This window comes from Bacillus glycinifermentans, assembly GCF_001042475.2.
GTDB lineage: Bacteria > Bacillota > Bacilli > Bacillales > Bacillaceae > Bacillus > Bacillus glycinifermentans.
Map to the genome: position 1 here is coordinate 117,614 of NZ_LECW02000004.1, position 16,402 is coordinate 134,015.

The 16,402-nt window shown below is 45.5% G+C and carries 17 protein-coding genes; 1 reads left to right on the forward strand and 16 read right to left on the reverse strand.

Annotated features, from left to right (window positions below; genetic code table 11):
• Nucleotides 1-47: 47 nt before the first annotated feature.
• The 15 genes from AB447_RS03330 to AB447_RS03400 form a co-directional block, all read right to left on the reverse strand.
• Nucleotides 48-1,181, reverse strand: coding sequence for a WD40 repeat domain-containing protein (locus AB447_RS03330; protein WP_048352906.1), 1,134 nt, complete (start codon nt 1,179-1,181; stop codon nt 48-50).
• Nucleotides 1,178-2,629: a HAMP domain-containing sensor histidine kinase gene (locus AB447_RS03335; RefSeq protein WP_048352905.1), complete on the reverse strand. Its 1,452-nt coding sequence runs from the start codon at nt 2,627-2,629 to the stop codon at nt 1,178-1,180. Before AB447_RS03335 ends, AB447_RS03330 begins: the two co-directional genes overlap by 4 nt.
• A gap of 3 nt (nt 2,630-2,632) precedes the next feature.
• Nucleotides 2,633-3,334 (reverse strand): response regulator transcription factor, encoded by a 702-nt coding sequence (locus tag AB447_RS03340; protein ID WP_048352904.1) that lies wholly within the window; start codon nt 3,332-3,334, stop codon nt 2,633-2,635.
• 439 nt (nt 3,335-3,773) lie between these two features.
• Nucleotides 3,774-5,555 carry an ATP-binding protein gene (locus AB447_RS03345; RefSeq protein ID WP_048352903.1) on the reverse strand — a complete coding sequence of 594 codons (1,782 nt, stop codon included), beginning with the start codon at nt 5,553-5,555 and terminating at the stop codon, nt 3,774-3,776.
• The gene (locus AB447_RS03350) at nt 5,552-6,274 is read right to left on the reverse strand and encodes a response regulator transcription factor (protein ID WP_046129841.1); all 723 of its coding nucleotides are present in this window, start codon (nt 6,272-6,274) and stop codon (nt 5,552-5,554) included. The genes AB447_RS03345 and AB447_RS03350 overlap by 4 nt, the downstream gene beginning before the upstream one ends.
• A 147-nt stretch (nt 6,275-6,421) precedes the next feature.
• Nucleotides 6,422-7,597 carry a c-type cytochrome biogenesis protein CcsB gene (gene ccsB, locus AB447_RS03355; RefSeq protein ID WP_048352902.1) on the reverse strand — a complete coding sequence of 392 codons (1,176 nt, stop codon included), beginning with the start codon at nt 7,595-7,597 and terminating at the stop codon, nt 6,422-6,424.
• 12 nt (nt 7,598-7,609) lie between these two features.
• Nucleotides 7,610-9,250: a cytochrome c biogenesis protein ResB gene (gene resB, locus AB447_RS03360; RefSeq protein WP_048352901.1), complete on the reverse strand. Its 1,641-nt coding sequence runs from the start codon at nt 9,248-9,250 to the stop codon at nt 7,610-7,612.
• Nucleotides 9,250-9,786, reverse strand: a complete 537-nt coding sequence (gene resA, locus AB447_RS03365; protein WP_096892169.1) for a thiol-disulfide oxidoreductase ResA — start codon at nt 9,784-9,786, stop codon at nt 9,250-9,252. Before resA ends, resB begins: the two co-directional genes overlap by 1 nt.
• Nucleotides 9,787-9,871: 85 nt before the next feature.
• Nucleotides 9,872-10,606 carry a 23S rRNA pseudouridine(2605) synthase RluB gene (rluB, locus tag AB447_RS03370; RefSeq protein ID WP_048352900.1) on the reverse strand — a complete coding sequence of 245 codons (735 nt, stop codon included), beginning with the start codon at nt 10,604-10,606 and terminating at the stop codon, nt 9,872-9,874.
• A 162-nt stretch (nt 10,607-10,768) separates the two neighbouring features.
• Nucleotides 10,769-11,305: a spore maturation protein gene (locus AB447_RS03375; RefSeq protein WP_048352899.1), complete on the reverse strand. Its 537-nt coding sequence runs from the start codon at nt 11,303-11,305 to the stop codon at nt 10,769-10,771.
• A 4-nt stretch (nt 11,306-11,309) separates the two neighbouring features.
• Entirely contained in the window at nt 11,310-11,897 is a 588-nt protein-coding gene (locus tag AB447_RS03380; RefSeq protein ID WP_048352898.1) for a nucleoside recognition domain-containing protein, read from the reverse strand.
• The gene (locus tag AB447_RS03385) at nt 11,885-13,036 is read right to left on the reverse strand and encodes a D-alanyl-D-alanine carboxypeptidase family protein (protein WP_048352897.1); all 1,152 of its coding nucleotides are present in this window, start codon (nt 13,034-13,036) and stop codon (nt 11,885-11,887) included. The genes AB447_RS03380 and AB447_RS03385 overlap by 13 nt, the downstream gene beginning before the upstream one ends.
• Nucleotides 13,037-13,149: 113 nt before the next feature.
• Nucleotides 13,150-13,638, reverse strand: a complete 489-nt coding sequence (locus AB447_RS03390) for a YpuI family protein (protein ID WP_048352896.1) — start codon at nt 13,636-13,638, stop codon at nt 13,150-13,152.
• 102 nt (nt 13,639-13,740) lie between these two features.
• A complete protein-coding gene (scpB, locus tag AB447_RS03395) occupies nt 13,741-14,334 on the reverse strand; it encodes an SMC-Scp complex subunit ScpB (protein ID WP_048352895.1) in 594 nt (197 codons plus the stop codon).
• Nucleotides 14,324-15,082, reverse strand: a complete 759-nt coding sequence (locus tag AB447_RS03400) for a segregation/condensation protein A (RefSeq protein ID WP_156183593.1) — start codon at nt 15,080-15,082, stop codon at nt 14,324-14,326. The genes scpB and AB447_RS03400 overlap by 11 nt, the downstream gene beginning before the upstream one ends.
• A 369-nt stretch (nt 15,083-15,451) precedes the next feature.
• On the opposite strand from AB447_RS03400, the gene AB447_RS03405 reads away from it, so the two are divergent.
• A complete protein-coding gene (locus AB447_RS03405; protein WP_048352893.1) occupies nt 15,452-15,976 on the forward strand; it encodes a DUF309 domain-containing protein in 525 nt (174 codons plus the stop codon).
• A 14-nt stretch (nt 15,977-15,990) separates the two neighbouring features.
• Here AB447_RS03405 and AB447_RS03410 read toward each other — a convergent pair whose 3' ends face one another.
• The gene (locus tag AB447_RS03410) at nt 15,991-16,365 is read right to left on the reverse strand and encodes a GNAT family N-acetyltransferase (protein ID WP_048352892.1); all 375 of its coding nucleotides are present in this window, start codon (nt 16,363-16,365) and stop codon (nt 15,991-15,993) included.
• Nucleotides 16,366-16,402: the final 37 nt, after the last annotated feature.

Below are 16,402 nucleotides of genomic sequence, written 5' to 3' on the forward strand. Positions count from 1 at the left end.
ATTTCGGTATTTAACTGAAATAAGGTTTTTTGCCTAAAATTAAAAGGTTATTTAAATGAAATGATATAAGCTTGGTCGTCAAAAAGTTGCGGTGATGGACTTTCCACGGAAGAATACTGGTTTTGAGCATGAACGAGCAGACTGTTATCATCCGGACTCCAATATATTTCCGACGGTATGGTGCCGTGATATACCGGTTCTTCATACAGGATATTTTTTCCTTGGAGCTTACCTGCATAAATACTGTCCTTATCCTCTAAAGAATAAGCGATTTTCTTTCGGTCATTTGAGATTTTGAAGGTGGCTACTTTTTCGAGCAGAGCAGAAAGCTCTCCGTTTCGGCGATCGTATTCGTACAAGGTTCCCCCGGTACCCAGGAAAACAAATTGATCATTGTTTAACCAAACAGGTCCGCTCCGGCTATCCAGACGCTTGTCCTGAATATTGATGCGATTGCCGCTGATGGTTCCCATCACGGTGCTGTTTTGCTCCGATTGCTGTAACACGGTAAACAGCAATTCGCGTCCATTATCAGAGATGTTAACTCCCGTAAGCGAATCTTTCTCGTCAAAATCCTTCAATGAATACGTTTTGAGCGTTCCGGAATCTGTATCGAAAACACGAATGGCAGCCTGACCGCCTTTCCCAGCATCTATGACTAGATAACAAATGTATTTGCTATTATTTGACCATGAAACATCTTGGACATAGACCTCATAGCTGGAGGTGAAGCTGGCGATTTCTGTTTTTTTGCCGTTTACAAGCGAGATCAGCTTCATTGATGTCTTATTTGATGACACGGTCAATCCGGCGACGCTCTTTCCGTCTGGAGACACCTTAAGATTGAACATATTGCTTTCAATACCCTTCAGATTTTCGGCTTTTTCATAGGGGGCGAAAAAGCGCTGAAGACGATGCGTTGAACGTTCGGATGTGTCTTTACCCTTGAAAAAACCAACTATGGAGTCCGATGAAGACCACCCAAGCAACTGATCTGCTGTTGGGAGGCGATATATCGTCTTCACTTGAAAGGGGCGCGTCTTCTGATCATCAATATGACTCTCTTCCTTGCTTGGTATAATAATGGTTTCCGACCGTTTTCCTACATTATAACTGGACACGATAACGACGAGAAACAACAGCGCCCCTAACCATATGATAAACTGTTTGTTCTTCATCATTTCTCAACCTTTGCGTAAGCTATTTCAATATGAATCACTGTATGGTTTTCCTTGTAAAACATCTTGATTGTTCCTCCGTGTTCGTCAACAATTGTTTTCACAATGCTTAATCCTAAACCCACACTTCCCTCTTCCTTGATCTTTTGGTTTACCGAATAAAAAGGCTGGAATATTTCGGAATATTGATTATTTTCAAATGGAGCACTTGGATTCTTGAACGTAAAAAGAACTTTTTCTCCAACGATCCCGGCCTTAATGATGATTTCCGAATGAGATAAGCTGTATTTGATCGCGTTGTCCAGCAGATTGATAAAAAGTTGGCGCAGCCTGTTCACCTGGCCGTGAACGTACAGGCCTTCTTCGATGTCACAGCTGATCCTTTTCTTATACCGTTCTGCTCGAAACTTCATAGATTCGCAAACATCTTTTAAAATTTCCCCTGCGTCGATCCTGTCAAATTGAAGATCTTTAGACGTTTCCCGGGATACTTCAAGAAGTTTGATCACCAAATTGTGCAAACGCCGGCTTTCTTCAACAATGTGGTTCATTCCTTTATCAAAAAATTTCTGATCCGATTCGCCTTTTTCTTTTATGATTTCGGCATATCCTTGGATGGAAGTCAGAGGTGTTTTCAGCTCATGCGTCATATTGTCAAAAAACCGTTTTTCCTGTTCGTTAAGTTCCTTTAGCCGATCCCGGTCCCTTTCGATGGTTGAAATTTGCTCTCTAATCCTGTTGATCATGTCATTGAAATTAATGGCAAGCTGGCCGATCTCATCTTTTCTGCGAAAGTGGATATCCACATCCAACTTGCCCTTTTTGACTTGTGATGTAGCCTCTGTCAGCTTGACGAGCGGAATTGTGATATGTCTGGAGAGAATATAGGAGAACAGGAACGCTGCCACAAATATTGCAAGTGCGATATAAAAAACAATATCCAGAATCTCTCCGCTTTGCTTATATAGCAGGTTAAAATCTTTAGAAAAGCGTAATATGCCTACTTTTGTACCGTCAACGACAACCGGGTATGAGAAAAACACCTCCGCTTTATTTCGGTCATTGGATATATGATAGGCAGTCTTTCCTTTGATGGCCTGTTTAAGATCATCATCACTCTTGCCGGAAAACACTTTCTTATTAGAAGAAGACAACAAAGCGCCATTCACGTTATAAACACTTACATCGCTTCCTGTTGAGCGATGTAAATTATCTGCCATTTCATCGGCCATATCGCCGAAATACAGCTCATTGCTTTTATAATGATTGATTAAAAACGCTTGGTTTACATAGACGATACTGTTTTTTTTCAGTTCGACTAAATCCGAAGTAACGATTTCTTCATTACTTGACCAAATGATTTTCTTTACCGTCTGATTGAGCACGAGGAAAGAGAGCGAAAAAATCAGTAAAAACCCGATAATAAATTTACCCTTGATGGTTCGCAACACTCTCTAATCCTCCTGTTTCTCGAATTTATATCCGATGCCAAATACTGTTGTAATCAAGTCACTTGCATCAAGCTTTTTACGTAGTCTTTGAATATGGGTATCTACTGTACGCGTATCCCCTGCAAAATCGTACCCCCAAATGAATTCCAAAAGCTCTGAACGCGTAAAAACTTTTCCGCGATGGCCGATCAAAGTCATAAGCAGATCAAATTCTTTAGGAGTCAATTCGACGGTTATCCCGTCTTTTTTTACCAGTCTTTCGCCTGGAACAATCACAATATTTTTAAACCTGATAACATTCTCTTGTGCCGTTTCCCGTTCGTTCAAATGATGAGCTTGTTCAAGACGGCGAAGTATCGTACGAATTCTGGCCACAACTTCGCGCAAGTCAAACGGCTTTGTAATATAATCGTCGGCCCCGAATTCCAATCCAAGTACTTTATCAGTAATATCTGACTTTGCAGTGATCATAAGTATCGGAATATTATAGCTCTCGGTCACTTTTTTACAAATATCCAATCCGCTGCAATCAGGCAACATCCAATCGAGCAGCAGAAGATCCGGTTTGAATTGATCTAATTTGCTCAGCCCCAGAGCACCGCTAGCCGCGGTGCACGTTTGAAATCCTTCCCCCGTAAGCCCGTATGAAAGCAAATCGGCAATTGGTTCATCATCTTCAATAATCAGTATTTTGATTTTATCCATAAAAAATCATCATTCCCTGTCTCATGCTTATATTTATCTAGGTATCTCTTACGAATTTATTATAGCTTATTGCTCAACAATTTAAAATTTGCAAGATATTTGTCGACCGGCATATGTTTTTGCTTCGTTTGTCCGAACAATTCTCCAAGTACTATCCAATATTCTTTCCGTCGGTTGGGCATCTGCGGTCTCTGCAACAAATCCCTTGCATTCAGATATTTTTCTCCGCCCGGGTTAACAAACAGGCATTTTTACACTCTGTTGTGAATTGGTTATTTTGATGACTAACATGCTACTTCCCAGTTCTGACTCTCAACCTTGATTCTAAACGTCCATTATGCTTAATTTTCTATCAAATTGCATGGTTTGCTTCCGAATGACTGAGCACCTGTTCTGCATGAACAGGTGCTCTCTGTTTCTTATGGAACAATATTCTTCGTCAAATTTGGCCAGCATCTTTCTTTTTTCTTGGAATGTAGAACGTAAATGCCGTACCTTCGTTCAGCTTGCTGTGGACGGTGATCGAACCGTTGTGGGCATCGACAATATTTTTGACGATGGCAAGTCCGAGGCCTGTTCCTCCCTTTCCCCTCGTTCTCGCTTTATCCGCTTTATAAAAGCGCTCGAAAATAAACGGAAGATCTTCTTCGGGAATGCCGCTGCCCGAGTCCTTTACGGCCACTTTCAAGCCGCTTTCGACAGACTGGACATCAACGTGGACGTTCCCGTTTGGATTGGTGTGACGGATGGCGTTATCAATTAAATTGGTCAGCACCTGTTCCAGTTTATCCGGATCAAACATAAATTTGGCTTCGTGTAAATCCAGGTCATGGGTAAGGCCGATCTCTTTTTCTGCGGCTACGCCGTAAAACTTTCTGAACACCCTTTCGAAAAACTCCCTGAGATCCACGTTTTCAACGTTTAACGAAATGTGCCCTGCTTCCATTCTGGCGAGATCGAGCAGATCGTTGACAAGCCGCCCCATCCTCAGCGATTCGTCATAAATGACCTGGGCAATTTCCTTTTTCTCTTCCTCGGAACTCGCGATATCATCGACGATCGCTTCGCTGTATCCTTGGAGCATTGAGATCGGCGTTCTCAATTCGTGGCTGACGTTGGCGATAAAGTCTTTTCTCAGCTTATCGAGCCGTCTTTCCTCGGTCATGTCCCGCAAAACGGCGACCGCGCCGCGCACATGGGACTGATTGTAGAGCGGACTCATTAACAGCACCCACGTTCTTCCCTGCAGCGTCATTTCGATCATTTGCTCTTTTTCCGTGCTGACGGTGTTTTGGAACAGCTCCCGCGCTTCAGGAGGAAGTTCATCCCCCTCCTTTACGTTCATGTGCTGCTCATAATACCATGCCTGCAAAAACCGTTCGGCTGGAGGGTTTGTGACGAGTATCGTTCCGTCGATGTTGATGGTGATGACCCCGTCAGCCATACTGCTTAAAATGTTTGACAATTGTTCTTTTTCCTGATTCAAAGCCGTAATGTGGAATTTCAGCTGCCGCCCCATCTGGTTAAAAGCGATCGCCAGTTCCCCGATTTCATCCTGTGTTAAGATCGGGATTTTCGTATCAAATTTTCCTTTCGCCAAGTCCTGAGCGCCTTCCCGCATTTTTCTGAGCGGATAGGTGACCCGGCTTGACAGGAAGAAAGCAAAAAACGTCGTTAACACGATGGCGATCGCAGCGGCAAAGAGGACATACCTTGTCGTATGTTCTGTCGTATCCTTGACCGCGAGAAGCGACTGGGAAAGAAACACCATCCCTTCACCCTTCCCTTTTCCATAAGGCACGCCGACGATCAGCTGATCGTTCTTCTGGTTTTTCAAGGACAGCCTCTTTTGCACCTTTTCATGATTGGCGAGCGCGCGGCTTAAATCGGGATCGCCTTTGATTTCCTTCAGCGTAATAGAAGACAGCTTTTTATCCTGATTCGGCGAATACCAATATTCGTTCTCATTTTTAATGACGGCGATCGCGGTCATCTCGTCCGCAAGCTCCCAGGTGATCGACCTCGCGACTTTCTGATCGTCATGGTTTTCAATAATGACGGCCACTTTGTTGGCAAGCTTCGTTAAATCCGCCTCGGCCTCCTGGACATGATAGTTTTCGATAAATTCAAGCAGAAAAAAGGTTAAAATAATCAGGACTAATGAGACTAAGAGAAGGATGGTAAACCACAGTTTACCAACGACGCTCTTCCAAAACTTCATTCGTTTCCGACCTCAAATTTGTAACCGACACCCCAGACCGTCACGATTTTTTTGGCCGCTTTCGGAGAGACTTTGTTCAGTTTTTCACGTAAACGTTTGACATGAGTATCTACCGTTCTTAAATCTCCGAAAAACTCGTACTGCCAAACTTCCTTCAGCAGCTTTTCGCGATCGTATACTTTGTCAGGCGTTTTCGCCAAAAAGTAGAGAAGCTCGTATTCTTTCGGCGTCAGGCTGACTTCGGTCCCGTCCGCCATGACCCGGTGGGCGTCATGATCAATTGACAGATGGTTAAAGACAAGCACATTTTTTGCCGTCGTATCCGTATTGAGATAAGAAGTTTGCGATGATCTCCTAAGAAGCGCTTTAACCCTCAGCACGACTTCCCGCGGGCTGAACGGTTTCACGATGTAGTCATCCGTTCCGACTTCAAACCCCTGCACCCGGTTCGCTTCTTCCCCTTTCGCCGTCAGCATGATGATCGGCGTTGCTTTTTTATCGCGAATTTGCCGGCATACTTCAATGCCGTCCGTACCCGGCATCATCAAATCAAGCAAGATCAAATCGTAGTGCTGGCCAAGAGCTTTATCGATGGCTTCATCTCCGTTCTCGGCTTCTTCAATCTTGTAGTTTTCCCTTTCGAGATACATTTTTAATAGACGTCTGATTCTTGCCTCATCATCTACTACTAATATTTTTGTCTCTTTTGTCTGTTCCATCGGTAAACCTCCCGAAATTGAATCTTCTTACATCCATTTTAGTAGAAAAGCTGCTGTAATCCAAGTGAGATTTGCTTTCCAGTTTCCTGAACACCCTGAAGATACCGGAGGTTCAAGGATCGCCCCGAACCTCCTTTATACAAGGGATCATGCGTAGGAATGCAGACCTGCAATCACAAGGTTTACAAAAATAAGATTAAACATAATGATGGCAAAACCGATGACAGCAAGCCAGGCTGATTTTTCTCCGTGCCATCCTCTTGAAAGCCTGAGATGCAAATACGCGGCGTAAAACAGAAAGGTAATGAGCGCCCATACTTCCTTCGGGTCCCAGCCCCAGAATCTGGTCCAGGCAATCTGCGCCCAAATCATCGCAAAAATGAGCGCGCCCAACGTGAAAACCGGAAAGCCGATCGATACCGACCGATAGCCGATTTCATCGACGAGATCAAGGTTGACGTTTTTCACCAGCGGCTGAAGGAGCGCGCTGATCCGTTTTCTCGCAATCAGTCTGATGACGCCGTAAAGCAAGATTCCCACAGCAAACGACCAGAGGACGGTATTTAATTTCCTGCCGGAAAATATCGGCGGAACATTGACAATCGGCTCCATTTTCCCCTCTGTCAACAGCTCGCCTTTGTTCGGCCCGATAAGCGGCGGAAGCTCATAAACCATCGTTTCTTCTACATTCTCTTTGTTTATCCACTTAAACTTCGCCTCATAGCCGCCGATTCTGAATGCACTTGTCACAAGGATAAACGCCAGGGTGGCAACAAGCATAAACATCACGAATTCAAGCCAGAACGTTTTTCTGCCGGGATTCGACTGATCCACATGCTTGAGCAGAAAGATGACGCCTGCGACAAAACTGACCGCAAGAATCGCCTGACCGAGCGCTGCCGTCGTTACGTGAATGTACAGCCACCTGCTTTGCAAGGACGGAATCAGCGGCGTAATATCGGTCGGGAACATGCTGGCGTATGCGATTAAAAGCAGCACGACAGGGAGCGTAAACAACCCTAATGCCGATAACTTGTAAATAAAATAGATGATGATGAACGCCAAAACGAGCATCATGCTGAAAGCTGTTGTAAATTCAAAGAGATTGCTGACCGGCGCATGACCGGATGCGATCCATCTCGCGATAAAATACCCGAGCTGGCATACAAACCCTGAGATCGTAATCAAGACGGCGATCGACGCCCATCGATTCTTTTTTTTCGGCGCGGATGTTTTGCTTCTGATCGAGCCCCCAAAAAAGAAGACCGCAGCCAGATACAAAAGAAATGCCGCGTACAATAAATTCCCGCTGAGCTCTGCCATGAAAACCCCTCCCTATGCTGGCTGTTTATTTTCTTCTTTGAGCAGTTCTTTTTGATCAGCCGGTTCGGATATTCCCGTATCGGCCAGTACGGCCTGCAGATCTTTTTTCAGTCCGTACCAGTTTTTGTTCGTGTGGCCGGCGACGAGCACATTCCCGTCTATCGAGCGCAGCCAAATCCGCCTGTGGTGCCAGTACATTCCTTGTATGACCCCGATCATAAAGATGGCACCGCCGAGCATCAATACCCACAGCGTCAAGTCTTTTCTGACCGTCAGCCCTGACAGGTTCTTTGTTTCCACATGGTCAAATTTCATTTTATATTTGTTGTCTTTAGATCCTTCTATCGTCTCCTGAATCGCCACAAAGCTTTTCTCCCCGCCGGGCTTGTCAGGAGCGGTGATCTGGAAAACAAAAGCCGGATTGTTCGGGTTTCTCGTTTTCGTGCTCGGCTCTCCGTCTTTATTGAAATAAAAATCCGGAAGATAGCTTGCCAGATGCACTTTGTAACCGTTGCCAAGATCATAGTCCTGCTTCGGTTCGAACAGATCGATTGACACCTTCCCGAACGATTTCCCCGTGTCTTTTTCGATCAGCTGAAACACCATTTTGCTAAGCTCGCCTTCCTTGTAGGTGAGCTGATAAAGCGCATAGGAACCGAATTTCAGCGGATCATTGACTTTGATTTTGCCGTTTTTCACTTTTTTTAACTTTGGCGATTCGCCGGGCAGACTGCTGTCTTTTCTTTCATATAGCTCGACATCGGTTTGATACGATTTGGCGACCATCCCGTCTCCCGCTTTGTTGATGGCCTCTGAAAATACCTTTTTCTCATTTTCGCTGTTGTACATTTCCTTCGTAAACTTGTTGCTTTTCAAATAATACTGCCCGTCTGTTCCCGGGATCGGAGCGGTTTCGCCTTCTCTGATCCAGAGACTTTCGTCGACGTACATGCCCGGAACAAAGCGGAGCATGACGCCGATGAGGAAAATGATCAGCCCGATATGATTGACGTACGGCCCCCATCTCGAAAAGCGGCCTTTTTCGGCAAACAGATTGCCGTTTTCCTCTTTTACCCGGTAGCGCTTTTTTTTCAATTTCTCGATGATGTCCGTCCTGACCTTTTCGGAAAGCTCCGTTTCCGTCCGGCTGAACAGCCTCTGTCTCTCCATAAAGTTCGGGTTTCGGGTGACCCCCTGATTTTTCAGGGCCCTGTATAACGGGACAACCCGGTCAAGGCTGCAGATGACCAATGATACGCCGATTGAGGCGACCAGAATAATAAACCACCAGGAAGCGTATAGATTATGAAATCCTAGAGTATAATAGATTTGTCCAATCAGTCCGTATTGTTCCTTATAATATGTATCAGCCTGCGCTCCCGGCGGCAAAAATATCTCCTGCGGAAAAATCGTTCCGAAAGCCGATGCCGTCAAGGTAATGACGATCAGCCAGACGCCTACCTTTACAGACGAAAAGAAGTTCCAGATTTTATCGACGATCGTTTTGTTATACGTTTGTGAGCGTCTCGCGCTCCCGTCATACCGCATGTCCAGCAATTTGGCATCCTGCTTTTGCAGCGGCTTTCCGCACGATTCGCACAAAACGGTCCCAAGCGGATTCACGTGCCCGCACTCGCATTTGATTTCTTTCATCATGAAGACCTCTCAGGTTTTATCATATTCATATAATCATGGATCATGCTCTCTGTCATAGTGCCTGTCACAACCTTCAGGATCTTTCCGTCCGGATTGATCAAAAACGTAGTCGGAAGCGGCGTGACATCATAAGCATCCAAAACCTGCCTGTCTTTATCAAGGACGACCGGAAAATTGACCCCGTAATCGTTCATAAAGTTACGGACGGCCAGATTTGATTCACCGACGTTTACTGCGACGATTTCAACTCCTTGATCTTTGAACTCCTTATATTGGTTCGCCATATATGGAAATTCTTTTTTACACGGCTCACACCATGTTCCCCAGAAGTTTAAAAACACCCCTTTGCCTTTGAGATCACTCAGTTTCAGACGGTTGCCGTTAACATCCTCAAGCGAAAAGTTGGGAGCCTTCTCCCCTGCCGCTACGCTCTCTTTATCATCGAATACAGCGCTGTAGAGCGTATAGCCGAGCGCAGCCAGCAGTACAAGAAGGATGACTGTCCGAATGTAAAAACGCTTTTTTTTCATAATCCGCCCCCTCATTTAGACACTCAGTACTATTATAGCATCTCTAATCTGACACACATTTTTCCTTTTTTGAAGGTTGTGTGAAAATTTAGAAAGCGTGTTTCCCGTGCTCCGCCATTGCTCTGAGCCGTTTCACTTCATGAGGCGTCAGCTCTCTCTTTTCTCCCGTTTTTAAGCCTTTCAGGTTCAAAAAAGCATATTCTTCCCTTTTCAGTTTCAGCACTTCATGGCCGATCGCATCAAACATCCTGCGGACTTGGCGGTTTCGTCCCTCATGAATCGTGATCTGGACGATGCTTGTCTGTTTTTTCTTATCGATGGACAGCAGCTTGACCTTTGCAGGAGCGGTTTTACCTTCTTCAAGCCGGATTCCGCGCTCCAGTTTTTTCAAGTGTTCTTTTGCGGGAATTCCTTTTAGTTTTGCCACATACGTTTTATCGATCTCATATTTCGGATGCATGAGCTTGTTGGCGAATTCGCCGTCATTCGTTAAAAGGAGCAGTCCGCTCGTATCATAATCGAGACGCCCGATCGGATAGATGCGCTGCGGGATCTCTTGAAAAAAGTCGGTTACCACTTTCCGCCCTTTATCGTCTTTGACCGCTGAAATCACGCCTCTCGGCTTATAAAAGAGAAAATAAACGGGTTCTTCGCTTTCCAGCTGGATTCCGTTCACTTCAATGCGGTCTGAGCTTGTCACTTTGATGCCGAGCTCTCTGACCGTTTTGCCATTGACGGTCACTCTCCCTTCTTTTATCAGCTCTTCCGCTTTTCTTCTCGACGCAATTCCGGCGTGAGCGATCACTTTTTGAAGTCGTTCCATATCTTTCACCTCATGTATTATCTTACTTTTTTCCATACGAACAAACAAGCATGCCTTTTGTGCAGGCAGCATGTCTTAAAAAGCACAGCTTCCGCACTTAAATGTATCCTTTCTGGCGCAAAAAGTAAAACGGTTTTAACAAAGAAAAAAAAGCGCCCTTTTTCAGGCGCTTCCAAACAGCAGCGTCACGATGATGACGGATGCGATAATCCCCGCTAAATCGGCAAGCAGTCCCACCTTTAAAGCATCCCCCATTTTTTTGATTCCAACCGCTCCGAAATAGACGGTCAGGACGTAAAGGGTCGTGTCCGTCGATCCCTGCATGACGGAAGCAAGCCGGCCGATAAAAGAGTCCGGTCCGTGGACAGCGATTAAATCGGTCGTCATGCCAAGAGCGGCCGTTCCCGATATCGGACGGATCAAAGCAAGCGGCACGACTTCCGTCGGGATTCCGATGGCTGAAAAAACCGGCTTTAAGAGATCCATAAAAAAATCGAGCGCTCCGGAAGCCCGGAAGACCGTGATCGCAACGAGCATTCCGACCAGGTACGGGATGATGGAAAACGCGATTTGGATCCCTTCTTTTCCCCCTTCGACAAAGGCCTCATACGTCGGAACTTTTTTCCACGTGCCATATAAAAGAATCGAGGCGATGATAAACGGAATAAGGGCTAAAGAAAGCCAATTGATGAACTCCAAATGCTCACCCCTTTTTATTTCTTCGATAATAAAAATACCTGTCGATGATGATGGCGAAGATTCCTGAAATGAGCGTGGCCAAAATCGTCGGACCGACGATATCTGTCGGCGCTTTTGCATCGTACGTCATCCTCACGGCGATCACCGTCGTCGGAATGAGGGTGATGCTTGAAGTATTTACCGCTAAAAACGTAATCATCGAGCGGCTTGCCTCAGGCCGGTTTTGGTTCAGCGATTTCATTTGCTCCATCGCTTTAATGCCGAGCGGCGTCGCCGCGTTTCCCAACCCGAAAAAATTGGCCATTAAATTCGATAGAATGTACCCCATCGCCGGATGATCCGGAGGAATCTCCGGAAACAGCTTCGAGATGAACGGCCGGCACATGCGGCTGAATTTTTCGAGAAGGCCGGCCAGCTCGGCTATTTTCATCAGCCCCAGCCAAAATACTAAGACGCTCATCAGTCCGATCGCGATCGTGACCGCCTCTTTTGCACCTTTGAAGACGGCCTCATTGACTTCCTGAACCGTTCCGTTTAAAAGCGCGAAAACAAGGCCGATGACGGTTAAGGCTACCCAGATTATATTGACCATGACGGACCGCCTGCGGCTTTTTTAAATACGGATTGAAAGGTTTCCATAAACGATTTTTTCGGTTTTTTGTTCCGCTCGTTTTCGTAATAAACCGGCAGTTTGGCGATCGTTTCCCCGCCCAGCTTCACATTCATTTCGCCGACGATGTCCGGAATCGCCCGTTTGTCTTTACGCCACTTTTTTTTCGGCTCAAGAAGCTTTGTCTCGATTTTCACGTCTTCTTTTTCATCATCATTCAACAAATATGTAACATCCCTTTTAATGAATGCTTTCGTTCCATAAAACGTATCCTTCAGTTCGGGGATGTCGCCTTTTTTGGCGAGTACATAGGTTTTATAATGATCGTACACATAGTTGAACATCGCGATGTGATCGTTCCAATCGTCCGGTGCGTTTATCGTGACGGCGATCAGATCTGTTCCGTCTTTGGATGAGGTTGATACGAGCGTCCGTTTCGCAAGTTTTGTATAGCCCGTCTTGCCCCCGGTGCTATACCGGTAAAGACCGGTCAGGAGCTTATTTTTGTTTTTCCAGATGCCTTGCATCGTTTCCGCTTTATAACGTTTCGTGCCTGCGATCTTCCGATATGTCTTATTCGTCATCGCGTATTTCGTTAAAAGCGCCATATCGTAAGCGGTTGAATAGTGATCTTTATGATCATCAAGTCCGTGCGGGTTATGAAAAACGGTGTTTTCCATGCCGAGATCTGCCGCTTTTTGATTCATCATATAGACGAAACCTTCCAGGCTTCCGCCGACATGCTCGGCGATCGCCACGGCCGCATCATTTCCGGACCTCAGCATCAAACCGTATACGAGGTCTTTGAGCTTTACCTTTTGTCCGCTTGTTAAATAGATGGAAGACCCTTCAGTCCGGACCGCTCTGTCACTGACCGTTACCGTCTCCTCCATTTTTCCCGACTCTATCGCTAAAATAGCTGTCATGATTTTCGTGATGCTGGCAATGCGCCGTTTTGTATGCTCATCCTTTGCAAATAGCACCCTTCCGGAGTTCCCGTCGATGATAACCGCGCTTTTTGCGCTGACATCGATGAAGGGCTCTGCTTTACTGTTTTGATGCGAAGAGAAAAAAAGAGAAAACGTGATGAACACTGCTGCAGCTTGTTTTAGAAAGCGCATCTTCTCACGTCCTTGCCTGTGGTTTGTACAAGTTTATGCGCTTGTCTTACGGTTATGAACACCAATTGTCCGATTTCCGCAAAAAAACTCCCCCGCAAAGGGAGAGTTTCTTTTTATCTGGATTGAACCATCTTCATCCGATAGTCCGTCCCGTAGTATTCCAATTCTTCTCTCATCGATTGATATCCAGTTTCAAGAGAAGCCATCAAATTCTTTAATGAGGCTGGTGCCGGTTCGCGAAAGCGAATGGCATTTTTCCCCGTATACGCTGCTCTAGAGTCTTCGTACCACGTATCTTTTTTCGGCGTAAAAAATTCTTCTATGCATCGATGATAAATCTGATAGAGCATCCTTTCGGCGGCAGCATCCTGAAAAGGCTCCTGCTGCAGCCTGATGCGGCAGGCCTCAAGCCCTTCTTCACAGTAAACCGAAAGCCTTCTTAAATTGCTGAGGATCTCGCGGTAATAATCGCCACGCCCCGGCTCTTCCTTTTCCAATGATGCGAGCGTTGTATCATTTAAAAATGCGCTCAACGTCTGAACGGCCTGTGATAAAAATTCTTGTGCCTGCTCGGTTTGGGCTCTTGCCATTGAATGTTCCATTGGTGTCGGCAACCTTCCCCTCATTGCTTTGTTACAATCGTATTCAAATAAACATAAAAAATACGATAATATATATTATCATACTTCAGATATAACGTGAATCTATTTTATATCTTCAAACGTTTGATTGAAATTCTCGAAAAACAAATCGGCTTCCTCCTGAACCCCGTCTTCTTCGACGTTTTCAGGCAGAGGCGGAAGCTCCTCGATCGCTTTTAAGCCGAACTGCTCAAGGAATGTCTCGGTCGTTCCGTATAAAATCGCCCGGCCGGGACCATCCGCACGTCCGACTTCGCACAAAAGCGCTTTTGCGACAAGGCTTTGGAGAATCCGTTCTGATTTGACTCCTCTGATTTCTTCTATTTCGGCTCTTGTAATCGGCTGTTTGTAGGAAACGATCGCCAGCACCTCGAGGGCCGCCTGGGATAGTCCTTTTGACGGGGCTTCGATCAATTTTTTTAAATAGACGGCAAAGTCTTTTTTTGTCGAAAGCATGTACGTATCTGCATATTCGACAAGCTCTATGCCTCTGTCTTCTTTTTCGTAGCTTTCTTTGACGTCCAGCATGATATCCCGAAGTTCGGTTTCATCAACCTCCAACACGGACAGCAGCTGTTTTTTGGTGAGGCCTTCGTCTCCCGCCGCATACAGCAAAGCTTCGACGATAGCCTTCCAATTCACGATATCAAGCGTCATGAATCGCTTCACTCCCTGTTATGTAAATATCAGAAAAATTGCGTTCCTGTTCAATGATGACCAGCTGATTTTTCATCAGCTCCAAAATCGCTAAAAATGTCACCACCAAATGCTGTTTTTGTTCGAAAGGGAACAATTCCATAAAGTGCATTCTTTTCCCCGACGATCTCAAACATTCGACGATCTGGGTCATCCGTTCTTCGATCGGAATCTCTTGCCTGGAAATTCTCGTTTCCGAAGGACGGCTGATTTTTTTTCGGTTCAGCACCTTTTGAAACGCGCCGAGCATGTCGTATACCGTAACAGAGAGCTTCTGTTCGGTTAATTTGACTTCCTTGGCGTATTCGCTTAAATCGCTCGGCGGTTTGGCAAATGATTTTTGTCTCTCTTCTTCGCGTTCTTTTAAAGCCTGTGCGGCGCTTTTATATTTTCTATACTCTATCAATTTTTCGATTAATTCGTCTCTCGGATCCTCTTCTTCTTCCAGCATCTCTTCATCAAACAGTTCCTCCTCCTGTTTCGGGAGGAGCATCCGGCTTTTAATGCTGAGGAGAGTGGCGGCCATCACCAAATACTCGCTTGCCACGTCAAGCTCAAGCTCGCGCATCGTGTGCACATATAATAAATATTGCTCGGTTATCTTCGCAACAGGTATGTCATATATGTCGATTTCGAGCCGGTTGATTAAGTGCAAAAGCAAATCTAAAGGTCCTTCAAACGCCTCGATCTTCACCTGATATTCCATGATCATTTCTCACCATTTTCAAATCGCTTCTAAGCCGGCTTCAAACTGGCTACCCTTAAGTATAAATTACGCGTCTGCATGAAGTCCAACATAATTTAAGAAACGACGGCTTCCGCCTATACAGATTGAGATAAACGCACATAGAAAAGCCGGATAAAATCGTTGATGGAATAGGAGAAAACAGCATGGGAGGCATCGCTTACGGCGGAAGATTCGCTTTGATTGTCATTCCGTTATTGCAGGAGCGGCCTGGATCTGTTAAATCGGTTCGTTCATGCTTTTCGTCTGCCGCCTGCCGGGGTGCAGGCATGATTTTTCCTCCGTCTCTTCTCTGTGATACACTTGAACGGAAGGGCAAAAGGAGGATGTCAGATGTATCCCGAAAGCTATATCGATTACTTAACCGAGTTTCACGGCGCGAGAGATTATTTTGAGTGCCATGAAATTTTGGAGGAGCATTGGAAAAAGGATCCTCCGGGAAAACGGAAAATCTATTGGGTCGGCTTGATTCAGCTTGCCGTCGCCCTCTATCATCAGCGGAGAAACAATTTCACAGGAGCGAAGAGGCTGATGGCAAACAGCATCCGTATTCTTGAAGCCGAAAAAGCTGCCGTCGAGTCTCTCGGCTTAGATCATGAGCGCTTGGTCAGCCTTCTGCGGGAGACTCTTCAACATATAGAAGCACATTCGCCTTACGAAAGCATCATGCTCCCCGTCACAGATGAAGCGCTGATCGAAGCCTGCCTGAGAGAGTGCGAGCAGAAATCCTACCATTGGGGGCAAAACAGCCGAATGACGGATGATTTCCTAATTCATAAACACAGGCTGAGAGACCGGACAGACGTGCTTGCTGAAAGGGAGAAGGAAATCGCGCGGCGAAAAAAGAGCAGAGGCTAATGAATTGCCTCTGCTCATTTGTTATATGTGATGTCTTCATTTTCGTGATCCTGACAGCGTTTAAAGAATCCTTTTGTTAATTCATTCGGAACCAGCGGTTTAGGTTCAAACATTTGTGAAAGGGCGGAAACCATCTTTTTGCCGATTCCTTGGTGACGGTGAGACGGATTGACACTGATATGCTTGATTTCAACTTCTTCATCTTTTTTTTCAACCCCTACACAGCCGACAATGTCCTCTTCTTCTTTCCAAAGGAACAGCTGTCTGTCAGTGTCCGTTTCATAGTCTTTCATTGTCTGCTGAAGCTGCTTGACGTCCTTCTCATTCGGCATGAACGAAAGGAGACCCATCGCAATCTTTTCGAATGACTTTTTATAACGAATTAACATAAATACCCCTCAATATATCAAAATGTGGATCTTAACG